The organism is Clostridium sp. UBA5119 (assembly GCF_002414285.1).
GTDB classification, from domain to species: domain Bacteria; phylum Bacillota; class Clostridia; order Clostridiales; family Clostridiaceae; genus Clostridium_J; species Clostridium_J sulfidigenes.
In genome coordinates this window covers 1-23,028 of record NZ_DHYX01000055.1, presented here as the reverse complement: position 1 = coordinate 23,028, position 23,028 = coordinate 1, and the positions used below count along the sequence as shown (strand labels likewise).

General features: G+C 29.2%; 21 protein-coding genes, 1 tRNA gene, 1 pseudogene and 1 riboswitch. Of the genes and pseudogenes, 13 read left to right on the top strand and 10 right to left on the bottom strand.

Translation table 11 applies throughout. The features are described from left to right. Positions 1–20 precede the first annotated feature (20 nt). Positions 21–311, top strand: a complete 291-nt coding sequence (eutM, locus tag B2671_RS08605; protein WP_346848814.1) for an ethanolamine utilization microcompartment protein EutM — start codon at positions 21–23, stop codon at positions 309–311. Positions 312–474: 163 nt separating this feature from the next. Here eutM and B2671_RS08600 read toward each other — a convergent pair whose 3' ends face one another. Then, complete coding sequence (locus tag B2671_RS08600) at positions 475–927, bottom strand: hypothetical protein (protein WP_346870046.1); 453 nt, start codon at positions 925–927, stop codon at positions 475–477. A gap of 36 nt (positions 928–963) precedes the next feature. Further along, positions 964–1,824, bottom strand: a complete 861-nt coding sequence (locus B2671_RS08595) for an AraC family transcriptional regulator (RefSeq protein WP_346870045.1) — start codon at positions 1,822–1,824, stop codon at positions 964–966. A gap of 454 nt (positions 1,825–2,278) precedes the next feature. On the opposite strand from B2671_RS08595, the gene B2671_RS08590 reads away from it, so the two are divergent. From B2671_RS08590 to B2671_RS08575, 4 genes are all read left to right on the top strand, one after another. Further along, entirely contained in the window at positions 2,279–3,055 is a 777-nt protein-coding gene (locus tag B2671_RS08590) for an HAD family hydrolase (RefSeq protein WP_346870044.1), read from the top strand. 26 nt (positions 3,056–3,081) lie between these two features. Next, positions 3,082–4,398: an erythromycin esterase family protein gene (locus B2671_RS08585; RefSeq protein ID WP_346870043.1), complete on the top strand. Its 1,317-nt coding sequence runs from the start codon at positions 3,082–3,084 to the stop codon at positions 4,396–4,398. Between the two features lie 65 nt (positions 4,399–4,463). Next, positions 4,464–5,042: a DUF4269 domain-containing protein gene (locus B2671_RS08580; RefSeq protein WP_346870042.1), complete on the top strand. Its 579-nt coding sequence runs from the start codon at positions 4,464–4,466 to the stop codon at positions 5,040–5,042. Between the two features lie 132 nt (positions 5,043–5,174). Continuing rightward, positions 5,175–5,365, top strand: a riboswitch (cobalamin riboswitch). Positions 5,366–5,503: 138 nt separating this feature from the next. Further along, positions 5,504–5,929 carry a hypothetical protein gene (locus B2671_RS08575; RefSeq protein ID WP_346870041.1) on the top strand — a complete coding sequence of 142 codons (426 nt, stop codon included), beginning with the start codon at positions 5,504–5,506 and terminating at the stop codon, positions 5,927–5,929. Positions 5,930–5,983: 54 nt separating this feature from the next. On the opposite strand, the gene B2671_RS08570 is transcribed toward B2671_RS08575, so the two are convergent. Continuing rightward, positions 5,984–6,877, bottom strand: coding sequence for a DUF1002 domain-containing protein (locus B2671_RS08570; RefSeq protein WP_346870040.1), 894 nt, complete (start codon positions 6,875–6,877; stop codon positions 5,984–5,986). Between the two features lie 237 nt (positions 6,878–7,114). Here B2671_RS08570 and pepV point away from each other — a divergent pair, with 237 nt between their 5' ends. Then, on the top strand, positions 7,115–8,518 hold the full coding sequence (gene pepV / locus B2671_RS08565) for a dipeptidase PepV (RefSeq protein ID WP_346870039.1): 1,404 nt from the start codon (positions 7,115–7,117) through the stop codon (positions 8,516–8,518). 421 nt (positions 8,519–8,939) lie between these two features. Here the strand turns inward: pepV and B2671_RS08560 are convergent. Continuing rightward, positions 8,940–9,266 (bottom strand): annotated as a pseudogene (locus B2671_RS08560) (YmaF family protein); the annotation flags it as partial. A 422-nt stretch (positions 9,267–9,688) separates the two neighbouring features. On the opposite strand from B2671_RS08560, the gene B2671_RS08555 reads away from it, so the two are divergent. After that, on the top strand, positions 9,689–10,930 hold the full coding sequence (locus tag B2671_RS08555) for a hemolysin family protein (RefSeq protein ID WP_346870038.1): 1,242 nt from the start codon (positions 9,689–9,691) through the stop codon (positions 10,928–10,930). A gap of 91 nt (positions 10,931–11,021) precedes the next feature. Here the strand turns inward: B2671_RS08555 and B2671_RS08550 are convergent, their stop codons facing one another. Next, entirely contained in the window at positions 11,022–11,702 is a 681-nt protein-coding gene (locus tag B2671_RS08550; protein ID WP_346870037.1) for a lysoplasmalogenase, read from the bottom strand. Positions 11,703–12,136: 434 nt separating this feature from the next. Here B2671_RS08550 and B2671_RS08545 point away from each other — a divergent pair, with 434 nt between their 5' ends. Continuing rightward, the gene (locus tag B2671_RS08545; RefSeq protein WP_346870123.1) at positions 12,137–14,044 is read left to right on the top strand and encodes an endonuclease MutS2; all 1,908 of its coding nucleotides are present in this window, start codon (positions 12,137–12,139) and stop codon (positions 14,042–14,044) included. A gap of 67 nt (positions 14,045–14,111) precedes the next feature. Then, positions 14,112–15,299, top strand: a complete 1,188-nt coding sequence (locus B2671_RS08540) for a cyclopropane-fatty-acyl-phospholipid synthase family protein (protein ID WP_346870036.1) — start codon at positions 14,112–14,114, stop codon at positions 15,297–15,299. An 85-nt stretch (positions 15,300–15,384) separates the two neighbouring features. On the opposite strand, the gene B2671_RS08535 is transcribed toward B2671_RS08540, so the two are convergent. Further along, positions 15,385–15,828 (bottom strand): hypothetical protein, encoded by a 444-nt coding sequence (locus tag B2671_RS08535; protein WP_346870035.1) that lies wholly within the window; start codon positions 15,826–15,828, stop codon positions 15,385–15,387. Positions 15,829–15,969: 141 nt separating this feature from the next. Between B2671_RS08535 and ybaK the strand changes: the two genes are divergently transcribed. Further along, a complete protein-coding gene (gene ybaK / locus B2671_RS08530) occupies positions 15,970–16,446 on the top strand; it encodes a Cys-tRNA(Pro) deacylase (protein ID WP_346870034.1) in 477 nt (158 codons plus the stop codon). 67 nt (positions 16,447–16,513) lie between these two features. Here ybaK and B2671_RS08525 read toward each other — a convergent pair whose 3' ends face one another. Continuing rightward, complete coding sequence (locus tag B2671_RS08525) at positions 16,514–17,167, bottom strand: HAD family phosphatase (RefSeq protein WP_346870033.1); 654 nt, start codon at positions 17,165–17,167, stop codon at positions 16,514–16,516. A gap of 164 nt (positions 17,168–17,331) precedes the next feature. Here B2671_RS08525 and B2671_RS08520 point away from each other — a divergent pair, with 164 nt between their 5' ends. Beyond that, complete coding sequence (locus B2671_RS08520) at positions 17,332–17,748, top strand: hypothetical protein (RefSeq protein WP_346870032.1); 417 nt, start codon at positions 17,332–17,334, stop codon at positions 17,746–17,748. A gap of 330 nt (positions 17,749–18,078) precedes the next feature. Here the strand turns inward: B2671_RS08520 and B2671_RS08515 are convergent. After that, positions 18,079–18,154 (bottom strand) — tRNA-Pro (locus B2671_RS08515). A 212-nt stretch (positions 18,155–18,366) separates the two neighbouring features. Here B2671_RS08515 and B2671_RS08510 point away from each other — a divergent pair. Together B2671_RS08510 and B2671_RS08505 are read left to right on the top strand one after the other, a co-directional pair. After that, positions 18,367–18,792 carry a hypothetical protein gene (locus B2671_RS08510; RefSeq protein ID WP_346870031.1) on the top strand — a complete coding sequence of 142 codons (426 nt, stop codon included), beginning with the start codon at positions 18,367–18,369 and terminating at the stop codon, positions 18,790–18,792. A gap of 80 nt (positions 18,793–18,872) precedes the next feature. Further along, positions 18,873–20,108: a glycoside hydrolase family 10 protein gene (locus tag B2671_RS08505; protein ID WP_346870030.1), complete on the top strand. Its 1,236-nt coding sequence runs from the start codon at positions 18,873–18,875 to the stop codon at positions 20,106–20,108. Between the two features lie 17 nt (positions 20,109–20,125). Here the strand turns inward: B2671_RS08505 and B2671_RS08500 are convergent, their stop codons facing one another. Both B2671_RS08500 and murC read right to left on the bottom strand, forming a co-directional pair. Next, a complete protein-coding gene (locus tag B2671_RS08500; protein ID WP_346870029.1) occupies positions 20,126–21,052 on the bottom strand; it encodes a PhzF family phenazine biosynthesis protein in 927 nt (308 codons plus the stop codon). 77 nt (positions 21,053–21,129) lie between these two features. After that, positions 21,130–22,506, bottom strand: coding sequence for a UDP-N-acetylmuramate--L-alanine ligase (gene murC / locus B2671_RS08495; RefSeq protein WP_346870028.1), 1,377 nt, complete (start codon positions 22,504–22,506; stop codon positions 21,130–21,132). Positions 22,507–23,028: the final 522 nt, after the last annotated feature.

Below are 23,028 nucleotides of genomic sequence, written 5' to 3'. Positions count from 1 at the left end.
ATATTTAGGAGGATTATAAAATGAAATACGATGCATTAGGAATGATAGAAACAAAAGGTTTAGTAGGATCAATTGAGGCAGCTGACGCTATGGTTAAAGCAGCTAACGTATATTTAATAGGTAAAGAATATGTTGGAGGCGGACTTGTAACTGTTATGGTTAGAGGAGATGTTGGAGCTGTTAAAGCTGCTACAGATGCTGGAGCTGCTGCTGCACAACGTGTTGGAGAATTAGTATCAGTTCACGTAATCCCACGTCCACATTCTGAGGTTGAAGTAATTCTTCCATCTTCTAAAGAAGCTGTAAAATAGGATTTTAATAACATTTTAAAAATAGAAACGTCGCTAAAGATAATTTAGCGGCGTTTTCTTTTTTGACAAAAATAATACTTTTTTTATTACTTATATTAATCATGAGTAACTGGTATATAGAATTGAGGGAGTGGACGACTAAAATTTTATAATTGTGTAGTTGTTAGAATCTAGATTTTTCATAGTTATAAGGAATACTTGTTCCAACTACTACATCTTCTATTTTCTCAATTATTAGCCAGTCATCCATATTACCTTGATGATGAAATACCAATGGGGTTATTTGTTTAACATTATTAAACTCAACTAAACAAATGCATTTTTTATACCATCTTGTTTTTTGTTTTTCTGATAAACTAAGTTTGCATTGATTCTCTATCATTATTTTATTAATTTCCTCTTCTGATAATTTTACATAATTTTGCACGGTTACAACAGAAGCAGTAGTAGATATTTGCCCAGTACCTTTCTCCATAAAGTATAGGGTATCACCTTCAAAGACTCTGCTATGTGGTATTTTTCTACCAGCTGCTGCTCTTATAACCATAGTTTTAGTTCCATCAAGTATTTTCTCCAATACTTTTTCTTTATCATCACAATATACAACGTGTACCATTTTAATTTCTCCAATCATTATTAATTTTAACAGTGGTTACTCTTTCTTGATAATGGGTAACCATATTTCACACTTATAGTTCTCTGATTGTTGGTTACCACCAAAATATACTTCTATATCAGGTGCATTGGCATACTCGTACCCGGAGGTTGGAAGCCACTCTGTTATAATGCGCCCTTGGAGATTTTGTAGAGCATCTGGTAATGGTCCAACTGATTCAAAAATAGCCCAAGTGCTTTGAGGAACAGTATATTCATACATACCCTTAGGTGTATCTTTATCTGTAGCGACTGCAATATAGTAATCAAAATTTTTGCCATTCATACAGGAACTAACACCTAAAAGGCCAAATGGTTCTTTACAAATTAAAGAACATATTTCTGGAATTATGCCATTTTCACTAGTCTTTTGCCAAAACATTGGAACTTCAGAAAAGTTTTCTTCGATATTTAACTCGTAACGTTTCTTTACACCAACTATTCTAAAGGCTTCTTTTTTCTCAATTCTATAGTTCATTTCTGTATCTCCTTTTATTGATATTTTGAAGCTGATTGGTGGAAATGCTTTCATCTTTGCACCATTAGTTCTTACTTCTGATGGCGAAATACCATGAACACTTTTAAAAGCTCTTGTAAAAGCAGTTGGCGAATCATAACCATATTTCATTGCAATATCAATAACTCTAGTATCTCTACTTTGGAAATCAAGTGCTGCTCTTGTCATTTTTCTTCGTCTAATATATTCAGATAAAGGAATATTTGCTATGTAGGAGAACATTCTTTGAAAGTGAAAAGCGGAACAACAAGCTATTTCTGCTACTTTTTCAAGGTCTATAACATCTTCTAAGTGCTCTTCCATATAGTTAATTGCTTTGTTTAATTGGTCTATCCATTCCATTCAATCATCTCCCAATAAAAGTATATATGTTTGACCTATTCAAATCCTCTCATTTTCTGCACCAAAAAGAGAGAAGGATATTAAGAAAATTTATATTACAACAATTTATTATTATTATACTTTAATGAAAATAGTAATATCAACATTCTCAATTATAATATCAAGAAATAATAAATAGAATAAAGTGAAATACACTCAAGATAATTTTAGAATAACTAGATAATTATGTATAAAATGTATTATAATTATTTAGATAAGATAGTAAAAATATTTGGAGGGTTCATAATATGAAAATAGTAGAAATGAGAATTTTAAACTATGAGGATATTTTTAAACTATGGACTTCTACCCCTGGAATGGGTTTTGGAGATCTATGGGATGGGAGAAAAGAGAGGATTTAAATTACTATAATTCAAGCATTAATAAAGAAAATTAATTTAGTTGGGGGATTAATATGGAGAAGAAGATAAAATTGATTATAACTGATTTAGATCGAACCCTTTTAAGGACGGATAAAAGCATTTCTAACTATAGTTTAGATGTTATAAGAAGATGTAAGGAGCAAGGAATATATATTGCTATAGCTACAGCTCGTTCTGAACGGGCAGCTGCTAAATACATTGAATTAATTAATCCTGATATTGTAATTTCTAATGGGGGAGCATTAGCAAAGTGTAAAGATGAGATTATTTATAAATGTATGCTATCAACAAAGGTATCTGATTCCCTAATTAAAGATTGTGTGATGAGTTCAAATATTGGTGAAATAACTGTTGAAACTGAAAGTAGATATTATAGCAATAGTGAAGAGTTAAATAAACATGGTGAAGATTATAATCATGCTAAATATAATGATTATTCCAAGTCACTAAATTGTATGACCTATAAAATAACTGTGGAGGTTTTCGAATGTAAAGTTGCAGAGGAGCTAGCCTCTAAATATCCACAATGTAGTTTTCTAACTTATGTTGGAGAAAACTGGTGTAGATTTGCTCATAGAGATGCCACAAAAATTAATGCCATTAATGAAATCGTTAAATATTTAAATATCAACCTAGAAGAGCTAGCTGCATTTGGTGATGATATTAATGACTTAGGAATGATAAAACATTGTGGACAAGGCATAGCAGTATCAAATGCAATTAAAGAAATTTTAGAATGTGCATCACATATTACAGGAAGTAATGATGAGGATGGTGTAGCAGCTTATATTAGAGAAAATTTCTTATAATAAATTCATTAAGGGAGTGCTTTAACATGAAAAAGAAACTAAAACTTATATCAACATGTTTAATCTCTATTCTTTGTTTAACAGCTTGCTCAAAGGTAAATGAGAATCCAGAAGTAAAGGCTTTGAAAAAAAGTGTAATACCAATAAGTACAGTAGAAGCTGGTAATGGCTTTAAAGATTTAATGCCACTTAAGGATATATTAAAAGATAAAAAGATAGTTGCTATGGGGGAAGCAACTCATGGCACTAGTGAATTCTTTAAAATGAAGCATAGATTCTTTGAATTTTTAGTAGAAGAGATGGGCTATAGAGTCTTTGCTATGGAATGTGACGGGGGTGGCGGACAAGTCATAAATGACTATATTTTAAATGATAAAGGTAGCTTAGAAGAGGCTTTAGAAGCTACTAAATTTGCTGTATGGAGAACAGAAGAAGTAGAAGACATGATAAAGTGGATGAAGGAATATAACGATGATCAATCTCATAAAGAAAAGATTAAATTCTATGGATTTGATATGCAGGGGATAACAGACACACTCCCCAGGCTCAGTTTCTATCTAGATTCTATTGATAAAGAAGTAAAAACTTATGTGGAAGAAATGATTCAACCCTTATACAAAGATCAAATGAATATAAAAAATTATTCAATGCAGGAAATGAAAAGTTTAAAGACTCAATTAAATGAAGTAAAGGTAAAACTTCAAGAAAATAAAGATAAATATATTGCAGATAACTTAAAAAGCAGCTATGAAATGGCTTTGTGGAACTTAGATTTAGTAATTCAATTTATTGACTATTACTACACAAGCAATGGCATAGAATCTATAACTATTAGCAATTCAAACCTAAGAGATAAATATATGGCTGATAATGTTAAATGGATACAAGAGCATGAAAAAGAACAAGGGAATGATACTATTATGTTATGGGCGCACAATTTACATGTCTCTCATATTGATGAGGAGTATATATATATGGGAAAAAGACTTAAGGATAAATATGAAGATGAGTATTACTCTATAGGATTTGAGTTCTCAAGGGGATATTTTACTTCACGTGGTGAAAGCTCTGGAATTTATGAGGCCTTTCATATAGATAATAATGACTCTAATTACTTATGTTATTCTTTTGATAAAACAAAGATACCTATTTCGTTTCTAGATTTCAAATCTGCTTCTACAAACAATGTTGTATCTGAATTTTTATCAAACAGACAATATATTCATGTATTTGGAGATAATTATTTAGGTAGTGAAGTATCACATTCTTTTATGTATTCACCTAGAAACTTATTTGATGGATTAATATATATAAAAGAAACTACACCTTCTAAAATACAATAAGCCATTAAAGTTTGTCAAAATTATTAAAATGAAAAAAGAGTAACAGAGTTAAGAGGATAATTTAGATGAAGAATAAAGATTTTATAAATATAAACTACCTTAAACATGGTAATAAAAAACAACAAAATTCATATAAAGTACTTAAGGAGCTAGATATATTTAATGTTTTAAGAAAGTTTAATCCAATATTAGTAGGGACTATACCTATTAATATTGATATAGAAAACAGTGATTTAGATATAGTATGTGAAGTTTATGATTTTAAGGAATTTCAGAAGATAGTAGAAAATAAGTATTCTATGTTCAGTAAATTTCATATAAGTAATAATAGTACAGATAATGAAACAATATTAACTATAAATTTTTATGTGGAGGATATTGAAATAGAAATATATGCTCAGTCATTAAATAGTTGTAAGCAAAATGGATATAGGCATATGGTAGTTGAAGATAGAATACTTAGATTAGGTGGAGAAAGAACTAGAGAAGAGGTTGTTATCCTTAAGAAAAATGGATTGAAAACAGAACCAGCTTTTGCAAGATACTTAGGCATTTATGGAAATCCATATGATGAGTTATTGAAATTAGAAGAATATAGTGATAAAAAGATTAAGGATATGTTAGATAATATTAGAAATAGTTAGTTAAATTTAGATATTCAGCAATAAACATTAAAAGAACTACTAAAACTTCTAATTTGGAGGTAAAACAATAGTTAAGGCTATAATTAATGGTTTGACATGAAATTTAGAAGGGTATAATATAATAGTAACAATTGAATATTATGGAATATGGGTTCAGTTATATTTTCCTATAACTGATTAAAAGAGAAGCTGGGTGAAAATCCCACACGGTCCCGCCGCTGTAAGAGAGGAGTTTTCTTCTAAGATGCCACTGTTTTTTATGGGAAGGCAGAAGAAAATAATGATACTTGAGTCAGAACACCTGCCTATTTTTTACGCTATAATTCTACGAGAGATGGAAGGGTGTGATTTAATCTATGATAGATAAGATTTAAGACCTTTTAGTTTTAGTAGCTAAGAGGTTTTTTAATTTACCATTAATAAAGCAATAAATTTAAATTATTAGTAAGGAGTGAGTGTATATGAAAAGAGCACAATTTGATAAGGAAAGTTTATTATTAGTTATATCAGAAATACCAAAGGTTTTAAAAAACTTAGATAATATTATAGATAGGAATAATGAAAAACCAGATACTTCAGAAGGAAATTTTAAGGCGGAATTTACTAACTTTATAGAGCTTTTAGGAAAATATATGAGTAAATGCTTAGTGACTATAAGCGAGCCTTATAATGAAAATTTATATAGTGTAAGTATAGACAACTCAGTAGATGCTGGATTTTTACCACAAATATCATCTGAGTTTTATAACTATTTAAAAGGATTTAGAAACTGTGAAGAAACTATAAAAAATGTATCCTATAATGAACTATATAAATTCTACGTGGATAACCATGATAACATAGATAAATTATATAATCATATGATAGAGTTTACTAACAAATTATAAAAAATAAACCGTACCCTAAAAGGTACGGTTTATTTTTATAATTAAATCTTTATTTTAGTTAAAAAGTGAACTGAAGAATTCGCTAATCCAGCTAAATAGTTTATCAAAGAAGCCTGAATCCTTAAGTTCTTTTCCTAGAGCTTCCATTTCATCTTTAAATTTAGATGCACTTTTGTCTAAGGTATCCTTAAGTTTAGAATAGTCTAAGTCTAGGTCATTTATATTAGACATTAATGCAACCATATTGTTTTGAATGGTAGCACTTATATCTACATCATATTTTTTTTCAACTTTTTCAATAATTTCTTTAATTTCCTCTTCGTTAGAAGGCTTGTCTTTTATAACAGCTGTTTTAACTTCGTTGATAATTGCAGAAGCTTCTGTATCCCCTATCTCTTCAGCTAAGTCTAGGGATACGTCTATTTCCTCTTGAGCGGCTTTTTTATTAGAGGTAGATAATTCACCACCCATTATATTCTCAGCACCAGCAAGGATTCCAGCAAGGGCTGATTCTCCAGTTACTTCAAAAGGAGCTGAGGCGATAACCTCTGCATTCAATATTCCAGAAGTAATTAATGCATTTGCAAGCATGTCATTAGTTACTAGTGTTAAGTTAGAAGAGTTTACTGTTACGCCATTTTCCTTTTGTAATAGCTTAACATAGGCACTAGAATACCATCCACCTGTAAAATTGGCTAATTCTTTTTCATCAAGACCAAATTGTTTTAGTGCCATTTTACTGTCTACATATATAGCTTCAATATTGTCTGGAGCTTTAAAGTACTTTCTTAATTGAGCTTCTTGACTATCACTTAAATCAGAACCAAAGCTTAGAATTTCACCACTTGGGTATTCACCATGAATATCTGCAAAAGCAGTTGTAGGTATAGATATACATGTTAAAATACCTATAGTCATAGCTAATTTTTTAAAAAATTTATTTGACATGTTAAATTCTCCTTATACTTAAAATGTAAGTAATACTATCTATATAATAAAATCTAGATAGTTACTTTATATATCTAATTATATATATTATATTTTATATTTATAGGATATAGAATAAATATTAATAAATTTGTAAGAAACGAAAAGAGTAAATTAACTGTAACATCTATGGAAATAAAACAATTTTAGTATTAGAATGGAATTATAGTTAAATTTTAAAATAAAGGTGGGATTTGGATGTATAAAAATCAAATAGAAGAGTATTTTCATAATAATAAGGATGAAATGTTAAATGACATATGCGATTTAATAAGAATAAGAAGTGATAGATCAGAGGCTAAAGAAGATATGCCTTTTGGAGAGGGTCCAGCAAAGGCTCTTAAGGCTGCTTTAGAGCTAGCAGAAGGTATGGGATTTAAAACTACAAATTATGATAACTATGTAGGTGCTATTGATTTTAATGATAAAGAAAAGCAATTAGATATTTTAGCACATCTAGATATAGTGCCGGTTAGTGATGATTGGACAGTTACAAAACCTTTTGAGCCAATAATAAAAGATGGTAAATTATATGGAAGAGGTTCAGCGGATGACAAGGGACCAGCATTAGCATCTTTATATGCTTTAAAGGCTGTTAAAGATTTAAATATACCTTTAAGTAAAAATGTTCGTCTTATATTAGGAACAGATGAGGAATGTGGAAGTTCTGATATAGCATATTACTATAAAAAAGAGAAAGAAGCACCTATGACTTTTTCACCTGATGCAGACTTTCCTGTTATAAATATTGAAAAGGGAGGATTACATAGTCCCTTTGAAAGTAAGTTTGAAGAAGATAACAACTTACCAAGAGTGATTTCTATGACAAGTGGAGTTAAGGTTAATGTAGTTCCAGATACTGCAATTGCAGTTGTGGAAGGCTTCTCAGAGGAAGAAATAAATAAATATTGTATAGATGCAGCAAAAAATACAAATTTAAAATTCACCTTTGATAAAGATGGTGAAAGCTGGGTTATTAAGGCTAAGGGAGCAGGAGCACATGCGTCTACTCCTGAAAATGGAAATAATGCTCTTACAGGAATGTTAGAATTACTCACATCTATGCCATTTGTAAGTAGTGAAGGATTTAAGAAACTATGTGCTGTTAGCAAGTTATTCCCACATGGAGATTCTAAGGGGGAAGCTTGTGGTGTTAAGATGAGTGATGATCTATCTGGTGAATTAACTATAACTTTGAATATATTTAAATATACTACTTCAGAGTTAAGTGGAATCTTTGATTGTAGAGCGCCACTTTGTGCAACTAATGAAAATGTGCGTGATGTTTTAAGAGACAATATGGCAAAGGACAATATAATCTTATCTAGCGATGATATGTTCCCAGCTCATCATGTTGATGAAAACTCTGAGTTTATACAAACTCTTTTGAAATGTTATGAGGAATATAGTGGACAAAAGGGTGAATGTATAGCCATAGGAGGAGGTACCTATGTTCATCATATTAATAATGGAGTAGCTTTTGGATGTACAATGCCAGGTACTGATAATAATTTACATGGTGATGATGAGTTTGCAGTAGTAGATGAACTTCTACTTAGTGCTAAAATATTTACTCAAGTAATTATTGATCTATGTAAATAATATTTTAATTTAATAAGCCTAGTTAGGATAAATAGAATAATAATTTCATTTATCTTAGCTAGGCTATTTTATAGTAGTTAAATAGACAAGAATAGTATTAAATATTATCTCTATTATAGCATGGATTTAACCATGTTATAAAACAGCAAAACCCTTGAAACCCGCATGAATAAAACAAATAGTTAACTAGGTTTATATGTAAATAGTTTCCTATATAACTATTTATATAGGAAACTATTTAACTTAATAAGTTTTGGGTTGTAATGAACTCTAGTTTCATTCCTTTAAAAATACCTGGGGGGGACAAATTTAAAAAGGGAATCTTATGAAGCTAGAGTATGTATAGATAATATTGTTTATACTACAACCTAGACTATACCAGGTTGTAGTTATTGTATTTTAAATTAAATTACTTTATATATTATTTTTTATTTTGAAAAAAAGTTGGTGCTTCAATTAAGGTTGCAAAAATATATTCATGAATATGGGCATTGTCTCTACTTGTTTTTCCTTTTACAAAGTGAACATGCTTACCATTGCCAACATAAATAGCTGGTCCAGTAGTATCACAAATTTCATGATAATGATTATAGAAATCAGTATTTGTTTCAAGTTTGTGAACGTGTGAGTTACGGTAAGGAATCGCTTCACCAGTTACACCAGCAAATCGATGGTTGTGAATATTGCTACAGTCTACACAACCAGATTTTGTAGAACCAGTATATTCATGAACATGGGTTTGAACTTCATGCCTACAAGAATCATTAGAAGTATTGCTATTAGAATTATTACATTTATTTTGTTTTACATAGTCGTTACTGGCATCATATTCATAATTAGAATAGCTAGGATAACATTCATAATTCTGATAGTCTTCAAAAGCATCATTATAATTATCATAGTTATTATACATATTACTCATTTATATTCCCCCTATGCCTTAGAGGCATACTACATATTATGATTATTCTAATATATTAGTGACACCTTTATCATGATTTTTAAAATTTATTTTATTAAAAGATATATTTTTCTTATAAAACCTTTTAGATAATATTTTAGAGTGAAATGTAGCATAATTAAGATATATATTTTATTTCATTAATACTTTTAAAGTTTGATTTAATTCCAATAGAATTAGATATTAGTTAAGGGAGAGGAGGAGTAGATTTGAGTTCAATAATATATATACAGATTATAGGATTAATAATATTAATAATGCTATCTAGCTTTTTCTCTGCATCGGAAACTGCATTAATGTCTATTAGCAAGATAAGAGTTAGACATATGGTAGAGGAAAACATAAAGGGAGCTAATAGAGTTAAGGAATTAACTGATAATCCTAGTAGCTTATTAGCATCAATTTTAGTTGGAAATAATATTGTAAATATAGCATCATCTTCTTTAGCAACGGTTTTAGCTATTAATCTTATTGGAAGTAGAGGTGTGGCTATAAGTACTATAATAATGACTATAATAGTACTTATTTTTGGCGAGATTACCCCAAAAACTTTAGCTTCACAAAATTCAGAACAGGTATCACTAAGAGTTGCCAGTCCAATATTTATTGTAAGCAAAATATTTAAACCAATAGTTATCATAACCACTACAATATCAAGTTTCTTTATAAAATTACTTGGAGGGAAAAGTGATAGTAATAAACCATTTATAACAGAAGATGAATTAAAAACTATTGTAGATGTTAGTGAAGAAGAAGGTATATTAATGTCAGAAGAAAAGGATATGATTCACAATGTGTTTCAATTTGGAGATCTTTATGCAAAGGATGTTATGGTTCAAAGGGTAGATATAATAGCTTTAGATATAGAGGAGGGTTTAGATAAGATTATTTCAGTTATAAAGGAAGAAGGGTTTTCAAGAATACCTATATATTCAGATACCATAGATAATATTGTAGGTATATTAAATGTTAAAGATATTATATTTATGGAATATACTAAGGATTTTAGTTTGAAAAATTATATGAGAGAAATAACTTATACCTACGAATTCAGAAAAGTTACAGAGCTTTTTAAAGATATGAATAAAAATAGACAACACATGGTAGTAGTACTTGATGAATATGGTGGAACCGTTGGAATTGTAACTATTGAAGATTTAATAGAGGAGATAGTTGGGGATATAAGTGATGAATATGATGATGAAGAACCAGAAATATATGTGGTAAAGGAAGATGAGTATATAGTTGGAGGAAGTGTTAGAATAGAGGATATAAATGAACTTATAGGAACAAAAATTGAGTCCGAGGAATTTGACTCCATAGGTGGATTTATAATAGGTGTGCTAGGAAGATTCCCTAATATAAGCGAAGAAATAATTTATAGCAATTATAGATTTATAATTGAAGATATAGATCGGAATAGGATAAAGAAAATTAGAATATATACATAGGTAGGAGTAAATAAAGAATAGATATTAATAAAACTTTACTAATATCTATCTTTTTATTAATAAAATTTATATTACTTATGTTGTAAAGCTGTTATAGAGCTAAACTAAGAGCTATAAGACCTTGTCCTACATAGTAACATAACAAGTTCAATGCTGTCATGTAAGATGGTGATTTTTTATGAAAATATATAAAGCATAAAATTAAATCAGATAAAAAGAAGAGACATGCACCTATAACTACAAGTATAGTACTTAAAAAATTTTCATGGATTAAGGGAGTTAATGACAATGCCCTTGTAACCATAAAACTAATTATAATTGAATAAGTAACAACTAGTTTATAGGCTCCCTTAAAATCAAAGCCTTTTATTAGATTTAAAAATAGAATAGAGATTATTGAAATTAGTATAAATAATAGAACATGCCAAATTAGCACAGGTGTAAGAGTAGCAAAGGCTAAAGAAAAGAATATATGTGCAATAGAAAAACTAATTAATCCATATACAAACATTTTACTAACTTCATTCGACTTAGTATTATTAAAGGCAAGAAATATATCCCCAATCAAAGACATTATTAATGCTAAAAGTACAAAGATGAAATATTGTGGATTGGAATCAAAGGTTTTATATCCACATATACATACAGAGATAAATAGTAAGCTGGTAATAGTTTTAACAATGGGCATTTTATATCCTTGAGGATGATAATTAAAGTATATTAGAAATCCTAGTGATATTAGCATGAATATAAAAAATACAAGTGATAACATACTTAACCCTCCTTTTAATAATAGTATTAAAGTAATTATAGCATATGTTACATATAAGTAAAACAATGGAAATTAGAATATTTTTATTAATAGACATATATTATTTAATAAAAATATATTGATTTTTTATAAATTATGCTTTAACATTAAATTACATAGATTTCGAAAATGAAAGAGAGGTATTTTTGTGAGTGTCTAGTATCTAAAATAGTAATTAAATATTAATCTTAAAAATTAGGGTAGTAGGTACCTTTGTTTGTTGTGGGATTAATTAAAACTATTAAAGATACAAGTCCACGAAATTTACCTTAGGATAGCTATAGCTATCTTTGTTAATGGCAAGTTTAAAGCGGTGGGAGTATCCATGGCTTTTTTTATTTTGGAAATCTATGAAGGATTTCATGGACTTAATAATAAGTAAAGGAATCGTGAAAATGAATATTAGTACATTGGAAAAATTACATTATAATAAAATAAAGGAAATTATTAAATCTTATTGTGTAAGTGGGTTAGGAAGAGAATTACTAGATAAACTTCAACCTAGTAATAATATTAAACAAGTGAAAAGAATGTTGGAGGAAACATCTGAAGGAAGAAATCTTATAGATGCTTCTTATCACATGCCATTAAAGGGAATATTTAATATTACTCCTTTGATAGATAAGATTGAAAAAGGCTCAGTCCTTGAACCATCAGAGCTAACAACAATAGATAATTTTTTACGTGGATGCAGAAAGGTTAAAATTTTTATAGAAGATAAAGAAGGATATGCTCCAACTTTAAGTGCTTATGGTAAAAGTATCACAGAATTAAAATATATTGAAGAGGAAATAGAGATTTCAATTAAAGGAAGCATAGTGGATTCTAATGCTAGTAAAGAACTTAAGAGAATTAGACGACATATAGAAAGTTGTGAAGAAAAGATAAAAGAAAGGTTAGATAAGTTTATAAGAAGTAGTGCCAATAAAGAATATATTCAAGAATTTTTTATAAGTCAAAGGAATGGTAGATATACAATTCCTATAAAGGCTTCCTACAAGAATCAAGTTCAAGGATCCATCGTAGAAGTGTCTTCTAAGGGGACTACTGTATTTATAGAACCAAGTTCTGTATCAAAGTATACTACAGAGTTAACTACACTAAAATCAGAAGAGGCCATGGAAGAATATAGAATACTTGCAACTTTAACTGATATGATATTTGAGAGGATTAAAGAGCTAAAGATAAATATAGAAGTCATTGCAGAATATGATATGATTCTAGCAAAAGCAAAATATAGTAAAGATATAGATGGAATACAGCCGATTCTAAATAATCATGGATATATAAATATAATTAAGGGTAGATATCCATTAATTAAAAATGCCGTTCCACTAGATTTTAATATAGGAAATGATTATAGAACCTTGATTATAACTGGACCTAATGCAGGGGGGAAGACAGTGGTATTAAAGACAGTGGGACTTCTTACATTAGCTACGCAAAGTGGATTTCATATAGGTGCTGAATCAGGAAGCGAGATAGCCATCTTTGAGAAAATATTTGTGGATATTGGAGACGACCAAAGTGTGGAAAATGCTTTAAGTACATTTTCATCTCATGTTAATAATCTTAGCGGAATTTTAAAAGAGAGTAATAAAAATACACTTCTTCTTCTGGATGAGATAGGAAGTGGTACAGAACCTAATGAAGGAGCAGCGCTTGCTATTGCGATACTAGAGGAGTTTTATCATAAAGGATGCATTACCATAGCATCTACTCATTATGGGGAGATTAAAAACTTTTCTCAAAATCACCCTGATTTTGAGAATGCAGCTATGGAATTCCAAAGGGAGACCTTAGATCCACTATATAAGCTTTCTATTGGGAAGAGTGGAAATAGTAATGCCCTTTATATTTCAAAGAAAATGGGTATAGCTGATAAAATAATAGATAGAACAAGAAAATATATTGAAACTAAAAGTTATAACTATGAATTGTTAAGAGATAGCAATATTACTAGAAATAAAGAAGTTGATAATTATAGTGAAGAATCCTATAATTATGAAAAAGGTGATAGAGTTATTGTTATAGATAAGAAGTTACCAGGAGTTGTGTATAAAGAAAAAGATGAATTTAATAATGTAATTGTATTTTTAGATGGTAAATTTATTGAAGTGAATTATAAAAGATTAAAACTAGAGGTTAGTGCTACAGAGTTATATCCTGAAGGTTATGACTTAAATCAGATTTTTATAGCTTATAAGGAAAGAAAATTAGAACATGATATAGAAAGAGGTTCTAAGAAAGCCCTTAAAAAAATACAGAAGGAATCTAAAAAGGGAATTGTAAACAATAAGTAACTTTTGATTTCTTATAGAAAATATTGTCCATAATATAGAAAGATTTTGTTGATTAATGGAGGAAATTATGGCAATAGAAAAAAGTTTAGTTGAAGGATTTTTAAATCAGTTTGATACCGCTCCTTTTGCGGTAAAATATAAGAATGAAGAGGAATTTATTATAGGTGAAGGTGAGCCCAAATTTAAAATAGCTATAAAAAAACTACCCAATAAAGTAGATTTGCTAAAAAGCACTTCTCTTGCTTTGGGAGAAGCATATATGAATGAGGATATAGATTTAATAGAAGGAGATTTATACTATGCTCTTGATACTCTATTAAGTCATATAGAGAGGTTTACTTTAGATATGAAAGGGCTTAAAAAGCTACTTCATACATCTACGTCGTTAAAGCATCAAAAGGAAGAGGTATGTTCTCATTATGATATAGGAAACGATTTTTACAAGTTATGGCTTGATAAAACCATGAGTTACTCTTGTGCTTACTTCAAAAATGATAATGATACATTAGAGGGAGCTCAGATGAATAAAATACATCATATACTTAACAAACTCAATTTAAGAGAAGGTATGAGTTTACTAGATGTTGGATGTGGCTGGGGTTATTTACTAGTGGAAGCCGCTAAGAAATATAAAATTCACGGTGTTGGTATAACTTTAAGTGAAGAGCAGTATAGAGGGTTTACAGAGTTAATTAGAAATGAAAATCTAGAAGATTATCTACAGGTTAAGCTGTTAGACTATAGAAAGTTAAAGGATTCAGGTATGACTTTTGATAGAGTAGTTAGTGTTGGTATGATAGAACATGTTGGCAGAGAGAACTATAACTTATTTTTTAGTAATGTAAGTGCCGTATTAAATCCTAAAGGTGAGTTTTTACTACACTATATAAGTAGTCTTCATGAATCACCGGGAGATCCATGGATTAAGAAATATATTTTTCCAGGGGGTGTAATTCCTAGCATAAGAGAAATAATGAATACCGCTTGTGAGCATAAGTTTTATACTATAGATGTAGAGAGTTTAAGACTTCACTATAAGAAAACTCTGCTTTATTGGTATAAAAACTTTGAAGATAATATTGATGAAATTAAAAAAATAGTAGATGAAAGGTTTATAAGGATGTGGAGAATATATTTATGTTCCTGTGCAGCTTCATTTAATAATGGAGTTATAGATTTACATCAAATGCTTTTTACTAAGGGAGCTAAAAATGATATTCCACCTACAAGAGAATATATGGATAAATATTTCTAAACAATAAAACGACTAAGTATATCTTAGTCGTTTTATTCTAAAATCACAATAATAAATAATATAAATATTTTCTTTAGTTGAAGTTTTAATTTTTTATAATGTGGGTTTCTATAATTTGAAGTTCTTTAACCAACTCTTGTCTAACAAAACCTTTTGTATTTACTGTGTCAGAGGTTATAACGCGTACCTCGTACCACAAGGTTTCCAAAGCTTCAACTGAATCGAGAATTGCTACCCGTGAGTTAGATGGGATGGAGCGGAGTATAGGACTATTACTGAGAGGTGAGATATAAAGAGAGCACCGCTTTATTGTTTCACCAGTATTAAATCTAATAGGCCTAGAGTAAACTTTTAGAGTTTCATTTGGCTTATTGATAGTGTTTAATTGAGATGTTAAACTATTATTTTGTTTTGTTAGAACTCTTACTTGAATATTTTGTTTGTTATATTTATCATTTAAAAGATAATATAAAATTCCTAATCCACCAGAGGTAAGAAGTAGGACATAAATGAAAAAAGTTTTTATCATGAATATACCTCCATAAAAGAGCTTGGTAGTATAAATATATTCCTTTTATTTATGAAATAGACTTAGTAAAATTAATATGTAATATTAATAAAACTAGTAAAAGTTTAGTGATATAATTCTATGTGAGGAGTTGATGAATAAATGGCTAATACTAAAACTAATGTGATGAGGATACTAGATAATAGTAATATAAATTATAATATATATACATATGAGGTTAAGGATAGTGATGTAGATGGAATATCAGTAGCTAATAAACTAGGAGTAGCAGTAGAAAAGGTATTTAAAACTCTTGTTACAAAAGGTCATAGTGGAGATTTTTATGTGTTTATAGTTCCTGTTGCAAAGGAACTGAATCTTAAGGCGGCAGCAAAGCGTGTAGGAGAAAAGTCGGTGGAAATGATAAAAGTTAGTGATATGCTTAAGATAACGGGATATATTAGAGGAGGATGCTCGCCTATAGGTATGAAGAAAAATTATAATACTGTAATTGATGATTCATCCCTGAATTTAAATAAAATCATTGTAAGCGGTGGTAAAATTGGATTTCAAGTAGAAATAGCACCAAAGGATTTAATTCAGCTGATAAATGCTGAAACCAGCCCCATTGTGAATTAAAATATATAAAAAAAATAAAGGTTGTCCTAGAAGATAAATTAATTCTTACTAAGACTACCTTTAATTATTATATAGCTAAAGAAAAACTAATATAATCTAATATAAAATCATCAGCTAAAGCTTTCATGTCATTATGCTGCTCTAAAGAATGTTCATCATATACGCCTATAACCTTCATACCAGCTTTTTTAGCACCTTGTATGGCTGGAAGTAAGTCTTCAAAAACCATGCACTTATCTGGAGAAACGCCTAATTTATTGGCTGTTAGAAGATATACATCTGGAAAATCTTTTCCCCTTTTTACCTCATTAGTTAAGGTTATTGTATCAAAATATTCATATATCCCATTAGCTTTTAAGCAAGCTTCTAAAAGTAAAGTGTTATTGCTTGTAGCCAGTGCAATTTTTATATTATTTTCTTTAAGTAGATTAAAAAATTCTTTAACACCAGGTTTTAGTTTCACTTTATTACAGTAAGCTTCGTAAGCCATGTCATTCCAATGCTGTTTAATTTCTTCTAAGGTATAGGGCAAATCAAAGGAATTCTTAAAGTAAATAGCTACTTCATTAAAGCTAAGATGAGCAATGTCATTATTTAATGATGGAGGTACATTTAAATTATGTTTAGCTAGGTATTCTGTATCGATTTTATTCCATACCCACATAGAATCAACTATAGTACCATCCATATCAAAAATTGCAGCGTCTATATTTTTAAACATATATTATCACCCCCGCATATTAACATAACAAATAAAACTTTTAATGTAAAGTGTAATGAATATAATATGGAAACTATCTCTTACTACTAATAAAAATTAATAAAAAAAGAATGTAATAAAATTAAAAACATATAATGTATTAGTAAAATATAAGGGGGAAAACTATGGATTTCTTAGGTAAGTTTTGGGGTATTATTTCGATTATATTTACTTTAGGAGCATTGTCAAGAGTAGTATCTTTAGGATTTTATAATAAGTTTATTAAAGGTTTATCAAAGAAAAAACATAGAGCTATAATAACTAAAGCTATTAACATAAATAGTATTTTAGAAGAAAATCATGGGGTGTTTGGAGTGGGTGCATTTATTTCTTGTATAATTCATATGTTAATAATGAATTATAAGGAAAGTTTTTCTTTTTGGGGGATTGTAACCTTTATATGTGTTTTAATAATGGCAGCTACTGGAATTATAAATAAATTTATTTATAGAGATAAGAGGGGTCAAATAAGAAAATTTCATACAACTATAATATTAATATATATTGTGTCTTTATTAATGCATATAATTTTCACCAAGTGATATATTATTTAAGAAAAGATGATAATAGGTGTAATAAAAAAAGATAGTGCTCTTGTAACAGATTTTAGGTTTAGTTACAAAACACTATCTTTCTATAGTAAATCAAAACATATATTGTAAACAGAGTTCTTTGCTTCAGAGGGAGTTTTTAATCCCGCTGAAGCTTACTAACAGAATTCTTAGTATCAGTATTTTCGATACTTAGAATTCGTTGTCCTTTAGGGAAAATCGTTATCCAGGAACATAGCAGCTCTTTACTCCCACTTTAGGAGTATTAGAGCTGATAGTCATCGGATAAAATAAAAAGGAACATGACATTCATGTTCCTTTTGGTCGGGGTGACAGGGATTGAACCTGCGACCTCATGGTCCCAAACCACGCGCGCTCCCATCTGCGCCACACCCCGCCGACAAAAATTATTATATGATATATTTAATAGGTTGTCAACATATTTTATGCAAAAAGTTTTGCTATATAACAGATTATTTTTTAAAGGCCAATAAAAGGTGTTATAAAACCAGTATATTGTAAATAATAAAAGATGTTACTGAACGTAAAAAGTTTAACAGATATATTTACATAATATCATTGTCATTAAAAAATGGAGGAGTACAAAAGATGAAGGAATATAGGTTTAGTGAGGCTTCTAAAAGATATATGAGAAAGCAATTGTCTAATAGTATACTTTTATCGAGTCTTTTACTGATAATTACAATAGGATTATTTATAAAGAACAATCTTTTTTATGGGAGATTTTTATTAGTGTTTTCTATAGTAGGACTAATAGTTACAGGCCTTGTTACTAAAAAAGTAAGAATCATTGATGAGCTAAATTATATAAAAATATACAAAGATAAATTTTGTATTAATAATAATATGAATGAAAAATCAAAAACTTTTTATTTTAAAGATGTATATAAAGCAAGGAGGGATAATAAAGGGATTATATTTTACGTACGGAAAAGAGATTATAGAATATTATCTAGTTTTTTAGAACAAAGTGAAGTTGATGAACTTTGGAAGAAGTTTTCTAGGTATAAATAGATATATTTACTATAATTAAAGTCTATAGATTAGATTATGAGCATAGTTATATATTATTCTTAAATTAAGGGGGAGCATAAATGAATAAAATGAATATTGCTACTTTAGGAGTAATTATATTAGTTATTTTGGGATTAGTGTGGATTATATGCTCTGATAATATAGATAATAGTAGTCATGAAACAATTAATAAAGAAAGAGAAATTATAAATTGTGATGAGATAAAGGGAATTTGGTTATCTTATTTAGATTTAGCATCTATGCTTAAGAAGAAAAATGAGAATGAATTTAGGAAAAATATATCACAAGCAATAGAAAATGTAGAAGCTATGGGATTGAATACTTTAATTGTACAGGTAAGACCTTTTTCTGATGCCTTATATCAATCTAAATATTATCCATGGTCTATATATTGTTCTGGCATAGAAGGTAATGCTCCGGGCTATGATCCTCTTCAAGTTATTATAGAGGAAGCGCATTTAAGAAATATAAGAGTAGAGGCTTGGATTAATCCCTATAGAGTTAGAAGTGATAGTGTTAAGTTGCCACTGTCTTCGGAGAATCCTGCTAGCAAATGGATAAAGGATGGTAGTGATAATATAATAAAATGTAATGGTGGAATATATTATAATCCTGGCAAAGAAGAAGTTAGGCAACTTATAGTAAATGGAGTAAAAGAAATAGTGGAGAGCTATGAAGTTGATGGAATACATTTTGATGATTATTTTTATCCATCTAGTGATGTGTCTATAGATAGTAAAGCTTATGGCGAGTATACAAGTTCAGGAGGAGATTTAGATTTAGAGAATTGGAGACGTGAAAATGTTAATATTCTTGTAAGACAGGTTTATTCAATTGTTAAAGAGATAAGTCCAGAGGTAGTCTTTGGAATAAGTCCACAAGGCTCTATGGATAATAACTATAATAGCCAATTTATTGATGTGAAGAAGTGGGTTCAAAACCCTGGATATATTGATTATATTTGTCCACAAATATATTATGGTTTTTTAAATGATAATAGCAATTTTCAACAAGTTATTGAAGAGTTTAATAGTCTTGTTACTGAATCTACAGTAAATTTATATATAGGTTTATCTGTGTATAAAGTTGGTAGTGAAGATGCTTGGGCAGGTAATGGAAAGGATGAGTGGAGAAATAGTACAGATATATTAAAAAGACAGGTTGAAGCTTCAAGAAAGTTAAAAAAGTACAAAGGAATATTACTATTTAGGTATGACTCTTTGTTTAATCCATCATCAAATGTAAAAAGTCAGATACAACAGGAGAGATCAAATTTAAAATCTTTATTTAAGTAAAAAAAAGAAAGGGGTGACTATTTATAAGTCACCTCTATAGTTTTTTCTATACTTCCTATGCCACCAACTTTTATTAAATAGTCATTATTAATAGCTTCACCCGTGCAGATAATTTCACTTGAATTATTCATGTAATAACCTTGTTCGCAACATATGGTTAGTTTATCTTTAAAATCAAGTATGTTATGTTTCATTATGTATGCACATAATGCGCCATTAGATGTACCAGTAGCACTTTCTTCATCGATACCTACACTAGGACCGAAGTTTCTAGTTGCAACAGTGCTTTTAGAATTTTCGGTTTCTAAAGAGAAGGCATGAAGACCTACTAAATTTAAGTTATCTGTGTATTCTTTTAGGACTTGAAAATCTGGGTTTATTCTTTTTAGAGCATTTAGAGATTTAACTGGGAACATTATATCTTTAAGCCCTGTAGAAATTATCATAGGTTTTAATGCATGACCTTGGATTCCGGCATCTTCTACGGTTATTCCTAATATATCACAAAGTTCTTTTACATCATCAATATATGAATAGAACTTAGGATTAGTTTGAGTCATAAGCACATAGGCAATTTTTTCATTATCAAAATAAATTTCTATGTCTAAAATACCGGCAAGAGTTTTTTGTTTTAATTTTACTGGACTTGTACTTGGTTTGATAAAGCCTAATTTAGCTAAGGTATAGAAAGTGGCGATGGTAGCATGACCACATAAATCAACTTCTATTGAAGGGGTAAAAAATCTAACCTCATAGTCATAATCGTCACATCTTGATTTTATCACAAAGGCAGTTTCAGAAAGGTTTACTTCTTTTGCGATAGCTACCATGTCATTAGAGGATATGTCATCACAATCAATAACTACACCAGCCTTATTTCCACCCATATCATTGTGAGTGAAGGCATTAACTATGTACACTGTTTTATTAAAGTTTGAATTCATTTTGTCACCTCGTTTATATATTAAAAATATAGCTATCTCAATTAAAGGATAGCTATATTAATTGGTATAAGATAAAATTAATTAGCTAGATACATTTCACCAACAACATTTATATCTCCAGCACCTACGGTAATAATAAGATCACCATCTTTGGCCTTTGATTTTAAGTGATTAACTATTTCTTCAAAGCTATGATAGTTTATTGCATCAACTCCTGTAAGTCTTATAGCATCGCCTAACTTTACCGAATTAACAATTCCAGTATCTTTTTCACGAGCAGCGTATATATCTGCTAATAATAAATGATTTACTCCATTGAAGGTTTTTACAAAGTCATCAAAAAGAGTTATAGTTCGAGTGTAGGTATGAGGTTGAAATACCACGTATAAATCTTTGTGAGGATAATTTTTACAAGCATTAAGAGTAGCTTGAATTTCTGTCGGATGATGAGCATAGTCATCTATTACAGTAACACCATTTTTAGAACCCTTAAATTCAAATCTTCTATGGGTTCCTCCAAAGTTAGATAATCCTTTAATTATAGATTCATTAGAAATGTTAAGAGCTAAGGATGTACATATAGCAGCTAAAGAGTTAAGCACATTATGTTCTCCAGGAACATTTAAGGCTATAGAAAATAACATATGATCATTTTTATATAAATCATAAGAACCACAACCAAGAGAGTTATAAGTTATATTTTTAGCTTTATACTCACCATTATTTATTCCGTAAGTCATTACAGTACATTTATGATTATTTAATATATCAGAAACGTTACTATCATCACTATTGCATACAAGGAAACCATCCTCTGGTATGATATCTATAAATTTATTAAAAGTATCTTTTATGTGATTTATATCCTTATAAAAATCTAAATGGTCTGCATCTACATTTAATATAATTCCTATATAAGGATGAAATTTTAAGAAAGATCCTTTATACTCACAAGCTTCGGTAACAAAGTAATCACTATTTCCAGCAAGAACATTACCCTCTATAACATCTAATTCTCCACCTACTAATATGGTAGGATCCACTTGTTCTTCAATTACAATATGGGCAAGCATTGAAGTTGTGGTTGTTTTGCCATGAGTACCAGCAACAGCTACATTATATTTATGACCAAGCATAATTCTGCCTAAGAATTCAGCTCTATCCATCATAGGAATCTTTAGTTCAATGGCCTTTTGAAACTCAGGATTATCCTCACTGATAGCAGCAGTGTATACTATTAAATCTGAATCCTGTATGTTATCTGCACTGTGTCCCATATATATATTTGCACATTTATTTCTAAGTTTTTCAACCATATTTGAATTTTTCATATCTGAACCAGATACAGTATATCCGTTTTTAAGTAGAATCTCAGCAAGACCACTCATACTAATGCCACCAATACCAATAAAGTGAACTTTTTTATTTTTATCTTGTAAAAAATTAAAACTCATATAATAACAACTCCTATATAAAATATAATACTACATCCATGAATTTATATATTAAAACATAGTTATAGATCAACCTAATAACCATTGTATGTGTATAAAAATAAATGAATACCTAATATAAATTATATACAAAAATCTATATAAAAAACACATATATTTTATAAAGCTTCGTAATTTATATATCTATAGAAAAAATGAATAAAAATATCCAAAAAATTTAAAAGAAAATTCAGAAAAAGGCTTTTCGGATAGGAATAAATATGTTAAAATAAAAACAAAGTTAGAGATGGTTTTTAAGCATAATAACTAAGTATATTTATTAAGTATCTAATTAAAAAAGGTAGATATTTTCTAAGTATATGCATATTTAATATCAATTACAATAACTACTAGGGCATGAGGCTAGTAGAAATTTTCTGGAGGAGTGTGTTAAAATGTTAACAATTGGTCTGAGAGAATATGTAAATTGGCAACTAAATATTAATGGTGAAGAAGAGGATAAAATGCTCAATACTTGTGAAG